Source organism: Microbacterium sp. cf332 (assembly GCF_900102175.1).
Taxonomy (GTDB): domain Bacteria; phylum Actinomycetota; class Actinomycetes; order Actinomycetales; family Microbacteriaceae; genus Microbacterium.
In genome coordinates this window covers 310,076-326,140 of sequence record NZ_FNKN01000001.1, presented here as the reverse complement: position 1 = coordinate 326,140, position 16,065 = coordinate 310,076, and the positions used below count along the sequence as shown (strand labels likewise).

The 16,065-nt window shown below is 71.1% G+C and carries 11 protein-coding genes; 7 read left to right on the top strand and 4 right to left on the bottom strand.

What is annotated here, in order from left to right:
* Positions 1 to 10 precede the first annotated feature (10 nt).
* The 5 genes from leuS to BLT21_RS01410 all read left to right on the top strand — a co-directional run bounded on the left by leuS (position 11) and on the right by BLT21_RS01410 (position 6,679).
* Entirely contained in the window at positions 11 to 2,584 is a 2,574-nt protein-coding gene (gene leuS / locus BLT21_RS01430) for a leucine--tRNA ligase (protein ID WP_371113427.1), read from the top strand.
* A gap of 70 nt (positions 2,585 to 2,654) precedes the next feature.
* Positions 2,655 to 3,083, top strand: a complete 429-nt coding sequence (locus BLT21_RS01425) for a TlpA family protein disulfide reductase (protein ID WP_256335873.1) — start codon at positions 2,655 to 2,657, stop codon at positions 3,081 to 3,083.
* Position 3,084: 1 nt separating this feature from the next.
* Positions 3,085 to 3,600: a DUF4395 domain-containing protein gene (locus BLT21_RS01420; RefSeq protein ID WP_091498064.1), complete on the top strand. Its 516-nt coding sequence runs from the start codon at positions 3,085 to 3,087 to the stop codon at positions 3,598 to 3,600.
* A gap of 107 nt (positions 3,601 to 3,707) precedes the next feature.
* Positions 3,708 to 4,322 carry a ComEA family DNA-binding protein gene (locus BLT21_RS01415; protein WP_091498061.1) on the top strand — a complete coding sequence of 205 codons (615 nt, stop codon included), beginning with the start codon at positions 3,708 to 3,710 and terminating at the stop codon, positions 4,320 to 4,322.
* A gap of 32 nt (positions 4,323 to 4,354) precedes the next feature.
* Positions 4,355 to 6,679, top strand: a complete 2,325-nt coding sequence (locus tag BLT21_RS01410; RefSeq protein ID WP_091498058.1) for a ComEC/Rec2 family competence protein — start codon at positions 4,355 to 4,357, stop codon at positions 6,677 to 6,679.
* Positions 6,680 to 6,739: 60 nt separating this feature from the next.
* On the opposite strand, the gene BLT21_RS01405 is transcribed toward BLT21_RS01410, so the two are convergent.
* Complete coding sequence (locus BLT21_RS01405) at positions 6,740 to 7,330, bottom strand: TetR/AcrR family transcriptional regulator (RefSeq protein WP_091498053.1); 591 nt, start codon at positions 7,328 to 7,330, stop codon at positions 6,740 to 6,742.
* An 89-nt stretch (positions 7,331 to 7,419) separates the two neighbouring features.
* Between BLT21_RS01405 and BLT21_RS01400 the strand changes: the two genes are divergently transcribed.
* Together BLT21_RS01400 and holA are read left to right on the top strand one after the other, a co-directional pair.
* Entirely contained in the window at positions 7,420 to 8,532 is a 1,113-nt protein-coding gene (locus BLT21_RS01400) for a zinc-binding alcohol dehydrogenase family protein (protein ID WP_091498050.1), read from the top strand.
* 41 nt (positions 8,533 to 8,573) lie between these two features.
* The gene (holA, locus tag BLT21_RS01395; protein ID WP_091498044.1) at positions 8,574 to 9,614 is read left to right on the top strand and encodes a DNA polymerase III subunit delta; all 1,041 of its coding nucleotides are present in this window, start codon (positions 8,574 to 8,576) and stop codon (positions 9,612 to 9,614) included.
* A 177-nt stretch (positions 9,615 to 9,791) separates the two neighbouring features.
* On the opposite strand, the gene rpsT is transcribed toward holA, so the two are convergent.
* The 3 genes from rpsT to BLT21_RS01380 all read right to left on the bottom strand — a co-directional run bounded on the left by rpsT (position 9,792) and on the right by BLT21_RS01380 (position 16,019).
* Complete coding sequence (rpsT, locus tag BLT21_RS01390) at positions 9,792 to 10,052, bottom strand: 30S ribosomal protein S20 (RefSeq protein WP_091498039.1); 261 nt, start codon at positions 10,050 to 10,052, stop codon at positions 9,792 to 9,794.
* Positions 10,053 to 10,169: 117 nt separating this feature from the next.
* Entirely contained in the window at positions 10,170 to 10,907 is a 738-nt protein-coding gene (locus BLT21_RS01385) for an alpha/beta fold hydrolase (protein WP_091498036.1), read from the bottom strand.
* Between the two features lie 168 nt (positions 10,908 to 11,075).
* Positions 11,076 to 16,019: an ExeM/NucH family extracellular endonuclease gene (locus tag BLT21_RS01380; protein ID WP_256335872.1), complete on the bottom strand. Its 4,944-nt coding sequence runs from the start codon at positions 16,017 to 16,019 to the stop codon at positions 11,076 to 11,078.
* Positions 16,020 to 16,065 lie beyond the last annotated feature (46 nt).

Here is a 16,065-nt window from a genome sequence, read left to right as displayed (position 1 = left end):
CGTGACCGACATCTCCACTGATCGCGCCACCACGCCCGATTCCGTCGCATTCGACGCCCACGCCGTCCAGGCGAAGTGGCAGCGTGCCTGGGCCGACGCCGATCCCTTCCGTGCCGGCGGCGACGACGACAAGCGGCCCCGGAAGTACGTGCTCGCGATGTTCCCGTACCCCTCGGGCGACCTCCACATGGGGCACGCCGAGAACTATCTCTACTCCGACATCGTCGCCCGCTTCTGGCGTCATCGCGGCTACAACGTGCTCCACCCCATCGGATGGGACTCGTTCGGCCTGCCGGCGGAGAACGCCGCGATCAAGCGCGGCGCCGATCCGCGCGCCTGGACGTACGACAACATCGCGCAGCAGAAGCAGAGTCTGCACGAGTACGGCGTCTCGTTCGACTGGAGCCGCGTGCTCCACACGAGCGACCCCGAGTACTACACGTGGAACCAGTGGCTGTTCCAGAAGCTCTACGACAAGGGCCTCGCCTACCGCAAGGAGAGCCCGGTCAACTGGTGCCCGAACGACCAGACGGTGCTCGCCAACGAGCAGGTCGTCGACGGGCACTGCGAGCGCTGCGGCGCCGAGGTCGTGAAGAAGAAGCTCACGCAGTGGTACTTCAAGATCACCGAGTACGCCGACCGGCTGCTCGATGATCTGAACCAGCTCGAAGGGTTCTGGCCGCAGAAGGTCATCCAGATGCAGCGCAACTGGATCGGCCGCTCGGTGGGCGCCGACATCGATTTCGAGATCGAGGGGCGTGACGAGAAGATCACGGTCTTCTCGACCCGTCCCGACACCCTGCACGGCGCGACCTTCATGGTCGTGGCGCCCGACTCCGACCTGGCGGCCGAACTCGCGGCCGGCTCGTCCGACGAGGTCCAGCAGCGCTTCCGTCAGTACCTGCAGACGGTGCAGAAGACGAGCGAGATCGACCGGCAGACCGCGGACCGTCCGAAGACGGGTGTCTTCCTCGACCGCTTCGCGGTCAACCCCATCAACGGGGAGCGGCTCCCGATCTGGGCCGCCGACTACGTGCTGGCCGACTATGGTCACGGGGCCGTCATGGCGGTTCCGGCACACGACCAGCGTGACCTCGACTTCGCACGCGCCTTCGACCTGCCCGTGCGGGTCGTCGTCGACACGACGGCGCCGGTGACGGGCGCGATGCCGGTCATCGAGCTCGACGACGAGGGAGTGCCCGTCGACGCGGCGCCCGAGATCGACGACCTCGACCCGGCACGCACCGGGGTCGCTCTCACGGGCGACGGACGCATGATCAACTCCGGCGCGCTCGACGGACTGAGCAAGCGCAACGCCATCGCTCGTGCCATCGAGCAGCTGACGGCGAGCGGCACCGGTCGCGCCGCGAAGACCTACCGCCTGCGCGACTGGCTCATCTCGCGTCAGCGCTTCTGGGGCACGCCCATCCCGATGGTCCACACCCAGGACGGGCGCATCGTCCCCGTGCCGGGCGAGGAGCTGCCGGTGCGTCTGCCGTCGGTCGAGGGCCTCGACCTGACTCCGAAGGGCGCGTCGCCCCTGGGAGCGGCGACGGACTGGGTCACGACGACCGACCCCGAGACGGGCGAGCCCGCGCTGCGCGACCCCGACACGATGGATACCTTCGTCGACAGCTCGTGGTACTTCCTCCGATTCCTGTCGCCGAACGACGCCGGACAGCCGTTCGCGTCGCGCGAAGCCGACAAGTGGGGACCCGTCGACTTCTACATCGGCGGGGTCGAACACGCGATCCTCCACCTGCTCTACGCGCGGTTCATCACCAAGGCGCTGTTCGACATGGGCCAGGTCGAGTTCACCGAGCCCTTCTCGAGCCTCATCAACCAGGGCATGGTCATCCTCGACGGCGCCAAGATGTCGAAGAGCAAGGGCAACCTCGTGCTCTTCCAGGAGGAGCTGGAGCAGCACGGTGCCGACGTCCTGCGCGTCGCCCTGGCCTTCGCCGGGCCGGTCGAGGACGACAAGGACTGGGCCGACGTGTCGACCACGGGCGCGGCGAAGTTCCTCGCCCGCGCGATGCGCGTCGCGGCCGACGTCGACAGCGAGACCGACGTGGTCTGGGCCGAGGGGGATGCTGCGCTGCGACGCGTGACGCACCGCCTGTGGGCCGATGCACCGGGCCTGATCGAGCAGACCAAGTTCAACGTCGTCGTGGCGCGTCTCATGGAGCTGGTCAACGCGACGCGCAAGGTGATCGACAGCGGCGCAGGCGCGGGTGATCCTGCGGTGCGCGAGGCTGCAGAGGCCGTCGCCGTCATCCTCGACCTGTTCGCCCCGCACACCGCCGAGGAGATGTGGGAGACGCTGGGGTACCGCCCGTTCGTCGGCCTCGCCGTGTGGCGGCAGCCCGACCCGACCCTGCTCGTCGAGGAGTCCGTCACCGCGGTCGTGCAGATCGACGGCAAGGTCCGCGGCACGCTCACGGTCTCGGCGAAGATCTCCTCGGACGACCTCGAAGCCCTCGCACGCGCGGATGACAAGGTCGTCCGCGCGCTCAACGGCCGGGAGATCGCGCGTGCCGTCGTGCGGGCGCCGAAGGTCGTGAGCTTCACCACCGCCCGCTGACGCCGGCGGGGGAGTGTCACGCGGTGACACACTTCCCCCGCCACCCGCGGTTCGGGTTACCGTGGCGATCGTGCAGCCGCTTCCCGCCGTCGCTCTGACCGTCGCGCTCGTCGTGCTCGTCGCGACCTGCGGCGTGCTCGCCCGACGACGCAGCGGGCGGCCCCTGCGGGTGGCCGACGGCGAGGTCGTGACTCCCGCGATGGTCGACGCGCCCGCGTTCGGTCGAGCCGCGACGCTGCTCCAGTTCAGCACCGAGCTGTGCACGCGATGCCCGGGAGCACGACGCGTGCTGTCGTCGCTCGCCGACGGGCTCGACGGCGTCCGGCACGTCGACGTGGACCTCACGTACCGTCCGGATCTGGCTCGACGGTTCTCCGTCATGCAAACGCCCACGGTTCTCGTCCTCGACCGCACGGGACGAGTGCGGCAACGTACGGGTGGCCTCCCGGATCGTTCTGCGCTGGAGTCCGAGCTCATCCGACTGCTGCAGGAGGCCTGACATGACCGCCACCGACCGCCTCGACGTGCGCGCCCCGCGCTTCGCAGCATCGCTCACCGCCGCCCTGCTGTTGGCCGCCGTGCTGGCGTCGCTGCTGGGGACGGCGACGGCCTCCGCGGGTGCCGGCTGGTTGCTGCCGGCCACGCCGATTCCCGCCCGCCTCGCCGACGTCGGCTTCCTCCTCGTGCTCCTCGCCGCGTTGTTGTTCCTCTGGGGCGTCGCTTCACCGCGGACCGCGCCCTGGGGCGTGCTGTTCCGTCGGGTGGTGAGACCGCGTCTGTCGCCGCCACGCGAGTTCGAGGACCCTCGACCGCCTCGTTTCGCGCAGGGAGTCGGCCTCGTCGTGACCTCGGCGGGGCTGCTCCTGCATCTCGCAGGCGTGCCATGGGCGCTGCCGATCTCAGCGGCCCTCGCCTTCGCTGCAGCCTTCCTGAACGCCGCGTTCGGGTTCTGCCTGGGCTGCCAGATGTACCTGCTCCTGCAGCGGGTGGGCGTCGTCGGCCGGGTGCGGGCCTAGATCTCCTCACGAGCACCGTCGCCTCCCCGGCGCGCCGGGCGCCGGGGGTTTGCACGGGGTGGCGCGGAGGCCGGGAGGGTCTGCTCACGCCTCCCTAGCCTGGGCCGGTGACTTCACGTGATCGGCAGACGCGGCGGCGTCGGCTGAGCACCGGCGCGGTCATCGTGCTCGTCCTCGCGGCCGCGGGCATCACCGTGGGCATCGGCGTGATCCGGTCGGCGACCACGCCGGTCGAGATCGTGGCACCCGCCCCGAGCGTCGACGTCACCACGGACGCGACGCCCGACGCCGCGGTCTACGTCCATGTCCACGGCGCCGTCAACGCCCCCGGTCTGTACCGACTCGCGAGCGATGCGCGCGTCGTCGACGCCGTGGCTGCCGCCGGAGGCATGACGGACGACGCCGATCCCGCGGGAGTGAACCTCGCCCGCACCGTGTCGGACGGCGAACAGCTATACGTGCCGCGACCGGGGGAGGCTCCACCTCCGCAGCTGGGCTCGAGCGTCACCGGCCCCGGAGCGCCCGGTGACGGCCTCGTCGACCTCAACACCGCGGATGCCGCGGCGCTCGACACGCTGCCCCGCGTCGGTCCGGCTCTCGCGGAGCGGATCATCGCGTGGCGGACGGACAACGGCCAGTTCACGAGCGTCGAGGACCTGCTCGCGGTCTCGGGCATCGGCGAGAAGATGCTCGAAGCGCTGCGCGACCGGGTGCGCGTGTGACGGGCCCGACCCGTCGGAGGGACTTCCGTCTCATGCCCGTCGCCGCGGTCGTCTGGGCCGCGGCACTCGCCGCCATCTGCCTGCCCGAGACCGCCCTTCTCGGCGCGCTGCTGCTGTGGGGCGCCGCAGCCACCGGGCTCATGGTGTCGTGTCGGCTCCGAGCGTCGTCCCGGGCGGAGAGCGCCGGCGGGAGCCGGGGCACGCGGCGGAGCCGGGGCGCCCGGGGCGCCGGTTCCGCGACCGCGGTCGTCGCCCTCGCGTTCGCGGCGGCGGCCGTGTCGCACGTGGCCATCGCGTCTCCCGAGCGTGAGCGGGTCGCCGACCTGCCGATCACGGGGGGCCGCTCCGTCGTCGTCGAGGCCGACGTCACGGGAAAGATCGAGGGGTCGGCGACCGGATGGCGATTCGACGCCCTCGCGACGCGCATCCGGGTCGGCGCCGACGAGGTCGAGACCCGCGTGCCCGTCGTCATCCGCACCGCGGAGCGATCGGCGGGGCTGGACCTCGGCGCATCGGTCTCCATGCAGGGCACTGCGTTCGTGGCGGATGCCGCAGATCGAGCCGTCATCGTGGTGAACGCCGCGCGTCCGCCCGACGTGCTCGACGAGGCGAGCGGGCCATTCGCGGTCGCGTCCGCGCTCCGCGCCGCGCTGCTCGATCAGGCGGCGTCGCTGCCGCAGCCCGGGGCGGGACTCATCGCGGGCCTCGCGGTCGGAGACACCTCCGCGGTCACGACCGGCCTCGATGAGCAGATGAAGACGGCCTCGCTGTCACATCTCACGGCCGTGTCCGGCGCGAACTGCGCGCTCGTCGTCGGGATCGCCTTCGCTGGAGCCGCGCTCCTGGGATTGCCCCGCGGGTGGCGCGTGGCGGCCGCTGTGACGACGCTCGCCGGGTTCGTCGTCCTCGTCTCGCCCGAGCCGAGCGTCGTCCGCGCGGCCGCCATGGCTGCGATCGCCATGCTCGCCGCGCTGCTCGGACGGGCGGGCGCCGGTGTCGCCGTGCTGACCAACGCCGTGATCCTCTGCCTCATCGCCGATCCCTGGCTCGCGGCGAGCATGGGCTTCGCGCTCTCCGCAGCGGCGACGGGCGCGCTGCTGGTCCTCGCAGGCCCGGTCACCGAGTCGCTGGCCCGCTTCGTGCCGCGTCCTCTCGCGCTGGCCATCGCGGTCCCCGTCGCCGCTCAGCTCGCCTGCACGCCCCTGTTGGTGATGATCGACCCGCGTCTTCCTGTCTACGCGGTGATCGCCAACGCCGTCACCGCGCCGGCCGCACCGCTCGCGACGGTCGCCGGCCTTCTGGCCTGTCTCAGCGCGCCGGTCCCGGTGCTCGCGAGCGGCTTCGCCGCCATCGCGTGGCTGCCCTGCGCCTGGATCGCCGCCGCGGCAGAGGTCTTCGCCGCCGCGCCCGGCGCATCCGTCCCGTGGCTCTCCGATGCGCCCGGGGTCCTGCTGGCCGCCGCGCTCTGTGCCGCCGTCGTCGCCGTGCTGCTCCCCGGTGTTCCCCGGGTCGTCCGGCGGACCGGGATCATGATCGTCGCGCTCGCCTTCGGCGCCGCGGCGGGCATCGCTATCGTGGCGGGCCCGCTCGAACAGGCCCGCACGCCGGGCGACTGGGCCGTGGCGCTGTGCGACGTCGGACAGGGGGATGCCGTCCTCATCCGGTCGGCGGGGCGCATCGCGCTGATCGACGTCGGGCCCGACCCGCAAGCTCTCGGCGCCTGCCTCGCGCGCTTCGACATCGCTCGTGTCGACCTCCTCGTCCTCACGCACTTCGATCTCGACCACATCGGCGGCGCGGATGCGGTTGCGGATCGCGTCGCTCTGGTCCTGCACGGGCCCGTGGGCGGGGCGAGCGACGAAGCACTGCTCACCCGCCTCTCGGAACGCGGCGCCGACGTCCTGCCCGCGGTCGCCGGGATGAGCGGGACCCTCGGCGAAGCATCCTGGTCGGTCCTCTGGCCGAGCGCGACCGTCCACGGCTTCCCGCCGGGTAATGACGCGAGTGTCGTCCTCGAGGTGAGCGGCCGCGGGATGCCGTCGACGCTGTTGCTCGGCGACCTCTCGGAGACGGCGCAGCGGGTGGCGGGAGGGCGGGTCGCGGGTGGCTACGACGTCGTCAAAGTCGCCCATCATGGCAGCGCCGACCAGTCGCCCGCGCTGTACCGGCGCGTCATGCCTCGCATCGCCCTGATCGGGGTGGGGGAGAACGACTACGGCCACCCGCGAGCGGAGACGCTGACGCTCCTGGGGGCGCTGGGAGCCGAGATCGTGCGGACCGACATGACGGGCAGCGCGACGATCTCGATGACGTCGGAGGGGATCCGCGTCTGGCGCGAGCGATCCGAGCCGCCCTGAGCTCGACATCGTGATCCGGCGCGCATCACCCGGGCGAACGACGCGAGCCTCGGCGGTGGCCTATCGCGGCTCGGCGCCGGGGACGTCGACCGAGGTCGCGAACGAGGCGAGCAGCGCTCGAAGACCGTCCAGGACCGACACCAGGCTTCGCGTCGAGTCGCCGCCGATCCAGAGGTCGACAGCGGTATCGAACAGGGAGACGGCGGTGCTCGAGACGAGTGCGGCCTCGACGGCGGCGGTTCCATGATCGACCAGCGACGAGCGGATGGCCTCCGTCAGCGCCGCCGATTTCAGTCGCTCCCGCTCATGAAGCCGTGCGTCCGACTCGATCACGGTGCGGCGGATGCGGATCTGTTCGCGCCACTGCTCGAGCTCGCCGGCGGCCCCGGTCACACCGTGCAGCGCGAGCGCCATGGGATCGAGACCCGCGGGTGCATCCTCGAGCAGTCGTCGCACGACAGCCGGGAACTCGCGTTCCCGCAGGAACAGCACGTCGCGCTTGTCGGCGAAATGTCGGAAGAAGGTGCGGGTGGTCAGGCCTGCCCGCTCGGCGATGCGGGGCACGGTGGTCTTGGCGTACCCGTCCGCGAGGAAGAGATCCATCGCCGCCCGTTCGAGTCGAAGAGCGGCGTCCGGTGCCCAGCGTGCCATCAGCCCACTCTAACTGACGACACGACATGTCATCGGGCCTATAGTGAGTGATGTCATCTCGTGTCATCCCTTCGACCATCGGAGTCGCCATGTCCGTCAACACCGCCGCCTGGCTCGCTTCCCCCCGAGCCGACCTCGTCGTCGGCCCCGCCGACATGCCCGTTCCTGGCCGCGGCGAGATCCTTCTCCGCAATCGGGCGGTGGCCGTGAATCCCCTCGACGAACTCAAGCAATGGACGGGCGACCTCATGTACCGCTGGCTGTCGTACCCCATGATCCTCGGCGAGGATGTCGCTGGCGTCGTCGAAGCGGTCGGTCCGGGTGTGACGCGGTTCTCGGCCGGCGACCGCGTGGCCGCGTACGCCGTCGGAATGGAGCGCGGACGCCGCCACGACGCCGAGGGCGGTTTCCAGCAGTACACGGTCGTCCGCGAAGACCTGGCAGCGCCGCTCCCGGACGATCTCGCCTTCGCCGACGCGGTCGTGCTGCCGCTTGCGGTATCGACGGCGGCGACGGCCCTGTTCCAGACCGAGAACCTGGGTCTCGTGCCCCCCACCGCCGCACAGCCGGGCACCGGGGTCGTCCTCGTCTGGGGTGGATCGACGAGCGTCGGGATGAATGCGATCCAGTTGGCCGTTGCGGCCGGATATCGCGTCATCACCACCGCATCCGCCCGGAACGCCGACCTTCTGCGCGGACTCGGTGCGAGCGACGTCTTCGACTACAGTTCGGCGAGCGTCGAACGCGACATCCTGGCGGCACTCCGCGGTGACGCTCTCGCCGGCGTCGCGGCGGTCGGACCGGGCTCGGGCGCGCCCGCCGTGCGCATCGCCGCCGCGGCGGGCGCGAAGCGCGTCGCGCTGCTGAGCCCGCCGGTGTCGTTCGGCTCGCTCCCACGACGCGGCGGTCCGAGCATGGCCTTCGTCCGGACGATGAGCACTGTCGCATGGGGGCAGTTCGGGGTGCTGGTGCGAGCGCGCCTTCGCGGCATCCGGACCAGCTTCGTCTGGGGAAGCGCGTTGATGTCGAACGAGGTCGGACCGATGCTGTGGGAGCACCACCTGCCTGCCGCGCTGGCGGACGGCCGGCATGTGTGCGCCCCGGTCGCGGAGGTCGTCGGCGACGGCCTCGAGAGCATCCAGTCCGCGCTGGATCGGCTGCACCGGGGCGTGTCGGCACGCAAGCTCGTCGTGACCCTCTGAGCCGGCCCCTGGCTGTCCGTGCCGCGGATTAGGCTGAGACCATGCCGCCGAGCCCCCGCCGACCCGCCGCCCGCGGCCCCGCCAAGTCGGCCATCCGGCAGCTGTCGTGGCGAGCTCCCGAGCCGGCGCCGATCGTTCTCGTCGCCGGGCCCGAGGAGGTCTGCGCGGAGCGCGCGATCGCCGGACTCCGCGACTACCTGAAGGCCGAGGACCCCAGTCTCGAGGTCTCCGACATCCGCGCCGACGACTACGCCTCCGGCACGCTGCTGGGCATGGCGTCACCATCGCTGTTCGGCGAGCCGCGACTCGTGCGGGTCGCGGGCGTCGAGAAGTGCTCCGACGCCTTCCTCACCGAGGCGCTGGCCTACCTCGAGAACACTCAGGAGGGCGCGACGATCGTGCTGCGCCACACCGGTGCGAGCGTCCGAGGCAAGAAGCTTCTCGAGGCGATCCGGGGCGGCTCGGGCGGGGGCGTCGAGATCGCTGTTCCCGCCATCAAGCGCGACTCCGACCGGTTCGACTTCGCAGCGGGGGAGTTCAAGGCCGCGGGTAAGCGCATCGCTCCGTCCGCTCTCCGCACTCTCGTCTCGGCCTTCGCCGATGACCTCACCGAGCTCGCGGCGGCGTGCCAGCAGCTCATCTCCGACGTGCCCGGCGACATCGGTGACCAGGTCGTCCAGCGCTACTACGGCGGCCGCGTCGAGACCACGGCCTTCGCCGTGGCCGATACCGCGATCGCGGGCCGCTACGGCGAGGCGCTCATCACGCTCCGCCACGCTCTCGCAAGCGGCGCCGATCCTGTGCCGCTCGTCGCCGCGATCGCATCGAAGCTGCGCACGATGGCCCGTGTCGTCGGAACGCGGGAGCCGTCCAGCGCTCTCGCGACGCGCCTCGGCATGAAGGACTGGCAGGTCGATCGCGCCAAGCGCGACCTGGTCGGATGGACGGAGTCGGCTCTGGCCACCGCGATCCAAGCGGCTGCGCGCGCGGACGCCGAGGTCAAGGGCGCGTCTCGTGACCCCGTCTTCGCGGTCGAACGCCTCGTCACGGTCATCGCAACCCGCGCGCCCTACGCCTCCTGACTCCGCCCGCGCGCCCGTCCTGAACCGCGAGACCTCACTCGCGGCCCGAGACCCGGGCGCCAACCCGTCGTCTCGGGGCGCGGCTGAGGTCTCGCGCTTCCGAGGCGGCCGGCCGGGGGACGACGAAGGCCCGCACCGACGAGCGGGGCGGGCCTTCGAGGCACAGCGGGAGGCGGCTCAGAGAGCGGCGACCTGCTTCGCGATGGCCGACTTGCGGTTCGCAGCCTGGTTCTCGTGGATGACGCCCTTGCTCACGGCCTTGTCGAGCTTCTTCGTGGCCGTGGCCAGCGCCTTCTCCGCGGCGGCCTTGTCGCCGGCGGCGATGGCCTCGCGGGTGCGACGCACCTCGGTCTTCAGCGCGCTCTTGACGGCCTTGTTGCGCTCGCGCGCCTTCTCGTTGGTCTTGTTGCGCTTGATCTGCGACTTGATGTTCGCCACGTTCGACGTATCTTTCGTTCGGAGTTTTTCGGTGGATGTGCCGGACGACAGTAGAGGGATGCCGCACGGCGGTCGTGTGAGGGAGGAACCCACACGGCAAGCCGACTTGAGAGTCTATCAGGTCGGCCCGCGGTAGCCGGTATCGGCGAGTGTCGCGAGCGCCAGGTCGACCACCGCGTTGAACACGCGGGGCCGCATGGCGGTGACGAGGTGGCTCGTGCGCGGCACGACGATGAGCTCGGCAGCCGGAGCGAGCTTCGCGAACAGCCGCTCGTTGACGCGAAGCTGATCGTATTGACCGTTCACGAACCAGGTCGGGACGTCGATGCGACGGACCGCGGCGAGCAGGTCGAGCACCGACAGGCTGGACAGCGCGACATCCTGAGCGTCGTACGCGTATCCGCCGGCGCCGAAGTCCGGACGGGTCTCGAGGGGGAGGGTGCGGTCGAGCACCCAGTCGGTGATGCGCTGGCCACGGCCGGGCAGGCGGTCGAAGCCCAGCGCGAGGGCGCGATACATCGCCAGCCCGGGACCGCGCGGGATCGCGGTGCACGACGCGGCGATGAAGGCCGACACCGGGGGACGGTCCTCACGCCCGACGTACGCGGTGCTGAGCAGCCCGCCCATCGAGTGCCCGACCAGCAGCACGGGGCCGCGCTCGGCGGCATCCCTCACCGCGTCATCGATCGTGGCGAATGCGCCGTCGAGGGTGAAGGTCTCGGCCATGCGCGTGCCGTGACCGGGCAGGTCGAGCGCGACGACCGGGATGCCGCCCTCGTGCAGGTGCGCGACCTGCGCGCGCCACATCGTGGCCGAGGTCCGGATCCCGTGCACGAGCACCACCTGCGCGGTCATGCCCCCACTCTACGAAGCCCCCCGTCCCGCGAGACCTCACCTGCGCCCCGAAACCCCGGCGTCGCCCCGCCCGCTCGGGGCGCAACTGCAGTCTCGCGGGTCGTGGGGATGGCCGGGACGCACGAGGGCGGCCGGGTGGGAGCCCGACCGCCCTCGTGGGGCGAGGCGTCAGCGCGCGGACACCGGGGTGCGGCGGCGCGTGAGGGCCAGGACTCCGCCCCCCACTATCAGCAGCGACGCGGCCAGCAGGGCACCGAGCGGTGCCTCGGCGCCCGAGACCGCGAGCGCACCCGCTCGCACGACCGTGATCGCGAAGTCGAGTGGCTGCTCGTTCCCCGAGGTGATCCGAAGGGTGTGCGCCCCGAGCGGCAGCTCCGCCGGGATCGCGACGCGGAACGAGGTGGTGCCCTCCGCGCCGGCGGCCGGGATGCCGGAGACGGCGATGGGATCGCTGTAAAGCGTCGCGCCGATCTGCTGGCCCGGCTCGAGGCCGGTGACGCGCACGTCGATGAAGCCGCCCTGCTCGACCCGGGTGGTCGACAGCGACACCTCGGCCCACGCTCCGGTGTCCGTGCCCGGATCCGTTCCCGGACCGGTGCCGGGCTCCGTGCCCGTCGACGAGATCTCGAGCGGGATCGTGACCGCGGTGTCGGTCGCGTCGGCCGTGATCACGAGCTGCGTCGTCCCGTCGGGAAGGTCGGCCGGCAGGGTCACCGAGACCACCGCGCTTCCGCCCGCGACCGGGGCCGTCGCCACGACCTGACCGTTCCACGAGACGTCGACGGCGGAGTTCTGCGGAGCGCCGAGGCTCGTCATGTCGAGGTTCGAGACCGTGAGGGTCAGCTCCTGTCCCGGCTGCGCCGAATCGGGCACGCCCTGGACCCGCACCGCGTGCTTGTCGAAGGACGGCGAGACCGGCTGCTGCGCTCCGAGGTACTCGATCCAGGCCTCGTGGTCGAGGAATCCGGTGTCGACGTAGTCGGTCCCCGAGGCGAATGCGCGGAAGTTGTCGCCGGAGCCCGTGGCCAGGAACGACAGCGTACCGATCCGGTACTCCGCCTCCGGGTCGAGCGGCTGACCGTCGACGGTGACCGATGTGATGCGGTCGCCCTCGGGCCGAGTCTCGTCGAACGTGTAGGTCACGTTGTCGGAGAGCCCGAGCTGCAGGTAGGGGCGCGACGGCACGGATCCGTCCGCCGCCCGCTGCCACTGCTGCTCGAGGACGTCGATGAAGTCCGCGCCCGTGAGCGTGATGAGGGCCATCGTGTTGTTGAAGGGCAGCACCGCGTACGCCTGACCCCACGTGATGGTGCCGTCCGGGACGCCGGGCACCGCGCTCTGCCCGAACTCCGCCTGCGTGTCGAACAGGTCGGAACGCAGTCCTCCCGAGTTCGTGACGCCGATCTGCGCGCCGTTGGGGAGGTTGGCAAGGCTCGAGCGGATCGATTCGGCCACGAGATTCCCCAGCGAGGACTCCGACGCGCGGTCGTCGCGGCTGCCGCCGGTGTAGACACCGTCGACGTACGTGCCACCGCTGTGCGCGGTCGTGATGTCGGCGGTGATGGTCGCGACCTCCTGGTTGCCGATCTCCGCGAAGTCGGCCAGCGCCTGCTGCACGATCCGGTCGACCTCGGCGACCCGGGGGTAGGTCGCGATGAGGTCGGCCGCCGACGTCTCCGTTCGCCCGACGTTCTCCTCCGTATGGGCGAGGACTTCACCGGTCTCAGCGTCGACGGTGAGCACGATCTTGCCGATGTTCGCGCCGTACGAGCCGGTCTGCACGATCGGGCGCGTCCGGTCGGTCCCCGGGATGGGCGCCGACCAGGCGTACTGCTTGTGCGTGTGCCCGGTGTAGATCGCCGCGACCTCCGGCGACGTCTCGTTCACGATGCGCTCGAAGACCGGACTGTCGGCGATCGCGTCGTCGAGGCTCGCGTCGGAGCCGTTGTCGGGGGAGCCCTCGTGGTAGATCGCGACGATGACGTCGGCCTGGTCGCCGCTGCCGTCGGTGAGGTCGGCCGCGACGCGGTTCACGGCGTCGACGGGGTCACCGAAGTCGAGTCCCGCGATGCCCGAGCCGCTGACCAGCGACGCGGTCTCCTCCGTCACGACGCCGATGACGCCGATCGTGAGACCCTGCGACTCCACGAGCTGGTACTCATCGAGCACCGGCTCCTCCGTACCCTCGGCGTACACGTTCGCGCCGAGGTACGAGAAGTCCGCAGCGGGGATCACACGGTCGCGGAGATCCGGATATCCGCGGTCGAACTCGTGGTTCCCGACCGCCGAGGTCTCGAGTCCGAGCGCGTTCAGCACGTCGATCGTCGGCTGATCCTGCTGCAGCGAGGATGCCGGCAGCGAGGCCCCGATGTTGTCGCCCGCCGAGAGCAGCACGGCGTCCGGAGCTTCCGCCCGAAGCTCCTCGATCGTTCCGGCGAAGCCGACCGTTCCGGCGTCCTCCGGGGTGGCGACGGTCGTCCCGGTTGCCGGACGCGGGGGAGTGATCCCCGCGATACGGCCGTGGAAGTCGTTGAACCCGAGCAGCGTGAGGTCCACCGGCGCGGCCGCGGGGGTCTCGGCGGCCAGCCCGACGAGAACGGGGTCGTGGTCGGACGATCGGTACGGGCCGTCGTCGTGGAAGTCGACCGGGAAGTAGTTGTGCCGGCTGTACTCCAGGAAGATCGACTCGCCGGCGTTGATGTTCCAGATGTCGGCGCCGGTCGCGCGCTCGTACGCAGCCTCGTTCATGAGGATGTGGTCGAGCGAACCGGAGAGCTCCCGGAAGACGTAGCTGGGCTGCTGGAGATCGAACTGGATCCCCGCGTCGACGTACCCGGACTCGTAGAGCACCTCGAGCGGATCCTCTCGCGAGTACGAGTTGAAGTCGCCCGCCAGCAGGACGGCCTCGCCCTCGCCGGTGATCCGGTCGACCCAGGCGTCGAGCGCCTCGGCCTGGCGGATGCGCGACTCGTTCGAGAAGCCCTGGCCATCACCGGCGTCCGCGTCTCCGGCCCACGGACCGGCTGAGCCCTTCGACTTGAAGTGATTGACCACGAACAGGAACTCGTCGCCTCCCGCGGCCGACGCGAACGACTGCGCGATCGGCGCGCGAGCGTTCTGGAAGGCCTCGCCCGGAGCCGACTCGTCACCGAGCGCCCGCGCATCGCCGACGCGCTCGACCTCGGCCGGCTGGTAGATGATCGCGTTAGTGATGACGTCTCGGCCATCGGCATCCGGAAGCTCATCGGACGACGGCACGAAGGCCCACCGTTCGCTCCCGGCCGCGGCGTTCAACGCCTCGACCAGTGAAGCGGTGGCCTCGTCGGTGGGCTCGCCGAGGCTCGCGGAATCCTCGATCTCCATGAGGCCGACGACGGATGCGTCGAGGGCGTTGATCGCCGAGACGATCTTGCTCTGCTGCCGGGCGAAGGAGGCCGCATCCCAGGCGCCGCGCTGCGCGCAGCCGTCCTGGACGTTGGTGCCGTTGCCCTCGCGATCGGTGTACGGCACGCACGACGGATCGGAGTCGCCGAGCGTCGTGAAGTAGTTGAGCACATTGAACGACGCGACCGTGATGTCGCCGCCTACGTCCGCGGGCTCGGCCGTGCGGGTGTTCACGACGCTGATCCCGTCGTCGCGCGCGTCGTCTCCGATGATGTGGCGCACGGGCGAGAACTTCCACGAGTCGTTGCGGTAGTCGAGGACGACGGGCTCATCGAACGCGACGCCCGCACCCACGCGAACCGGCTCAGTCGTGGAGATGTAGGGAGGTGTGAGCGCAGCCTGACCCAGGTTGCGCGATGACCCATCGTCGAGCACGACACGGCGCGCGGCATTGTCCGCCTCGACGGCGTCGGCCTCGGGGGAGCCGGGAGGTGCGACGTCGGTGGGCTGGCGGAGCGGCTCGTCTCCGGCGGCGAGGACGAGCTCGCCGTAGCGGTTCAGGTTGTAGTTGTCGGCGATCACGTAGGCACCCTGGGGGGCGACGAGCATGGACTGGAGCGATTCTCGGGCGATGTCCTCGGTCCACGAGAGCGGCACCGGCACGACCGCCGGGGCATCCGCGATCTGCTGGGCGGCCCCGGCGTCGACGGTGATCTGGGTGAGACCGAAGTAGTCGCCGACCACGCCGGTCACGCGGACCGTCTGACCGAGCGCGACCTCTCCGACGCCGGCGGGGGAGTAGACGAAGACCGCATCCGACGCCTCGTGCATCGCGAGATCGAGGGCGCCGCCCGTGCCGCCGGTCTGGATGACGTATCCGTCGTAACCGCCGGTCGGGTAGTGGGCGGTGACGACGCCCTCGGTCGCGACTGTCCGGCCTGCAAGCGGCGAGGCGCCGCCCGTGCCTTGGATCTCGGAGATCGCGACCACGGCCGGGTCGCCGGGCTGCTCCGGCTCGCCGGGTTCTTCGGGCTCGCCCGGCTGCTCGGGTTCGCCCGGATCTTCCGGCGTCGACCCCGACCCGGTCGGTGTGGGCGCGCCGGCGACGAAGTCGTCGCCGTTCTCGCCGGTGTTGACGGCCCCCTGTCGGGCGATGCTCGTCGCGTTGCTGGTGGCGGGCGCCGCGGCCGAGCCGGCGAAGTCCGTCGCCCCACCCCAGCCCACGTAGTCGACGACCGGCTCGCGCTGCGCGAGTCCGGCCGCCCCGTCGAGCGGGGTGGTGGACGACACCAGGGCTACCTTGCCCTGCGTGCCGCTCAGCGCGATCGAGCCCTCGACGTCGGCCGCGATGGCGGGCAGGTCGGCGTTGTTGCCGAAGGCCTGCCCGATAAGCAGGCTGCCGCCGGGGGCGACGGTGGCTCCCGCGAGCTCGGTCACCTGCCATGAGGCGCCCGTTGCCGACGCGTACTGGACGCTCCACCCGTCGAGCGAGAGCGCGGCATCCGTCACGTTGCGGAGCTCGATGAAGTCGCGGTTGTATGCCGCGCCGTTGTTGCCGCCGCCGCCGTAGATCTCTTCGATGACGACGGGCGCGTCGGGCGACACGGCGGCGACGGCGGGCGTCGCGCCGAGGCTCGCACCCCCGACGGCCAGTGCGAGGGCGGCGCCGGACGCCACCCAGGTCCGCAACGATCGTCGTGCGGGCACGACGGGGTCTGCTGTGATCACGGTGCTCTCCCGGGGCGGACCGGGCGCGGGGGGATTTCGCGCGATG

Coding starts and splice junctions, on each gene's coding strand:
- BLT21_RS01405 (WP_091498053.1), bottom strand. CDS start 7,330: ATGGCACGCTGGGCACCGGACGCCGCTCTTCGACTCGAACGGGCGGCG.
- holA (WP_091498044.1), top strand. CDS start 8,574: ATGCCGCCGAGCCCCCGCCGACCCGCCGCCCGCGGCCCCGCCAAGTCG.
- BLT21_RS01400 (WP_091498050.1), top strand. CDS start 7,420: ATGTCCGTCAACACCGCCGCCTGGCTCGCTTCCCCCCGAGCCGACCTC.
- BLT21_RS01410 (WP_091498058.1), top strand. CDS start 4,355: ATGCCCGTCGCCGCGGTCGTCTGGGCCGCGGCACTCGCCGCCATCTGC.
- BLT21_RS01385 (WP_091498036.1), bottom strand. CDS start 10,907: ATGACCGCGCAGGTGGTGCTCGTGCACGGGATCCGGACCTCGGCCACG.
- BLT21_RS01420 (WP_091498064.1), top strand. CDS start 3,085: ATGACCGCCACCGACCGCCTCGACGTGCGCGCCCCGCGCTTCGCAGCA.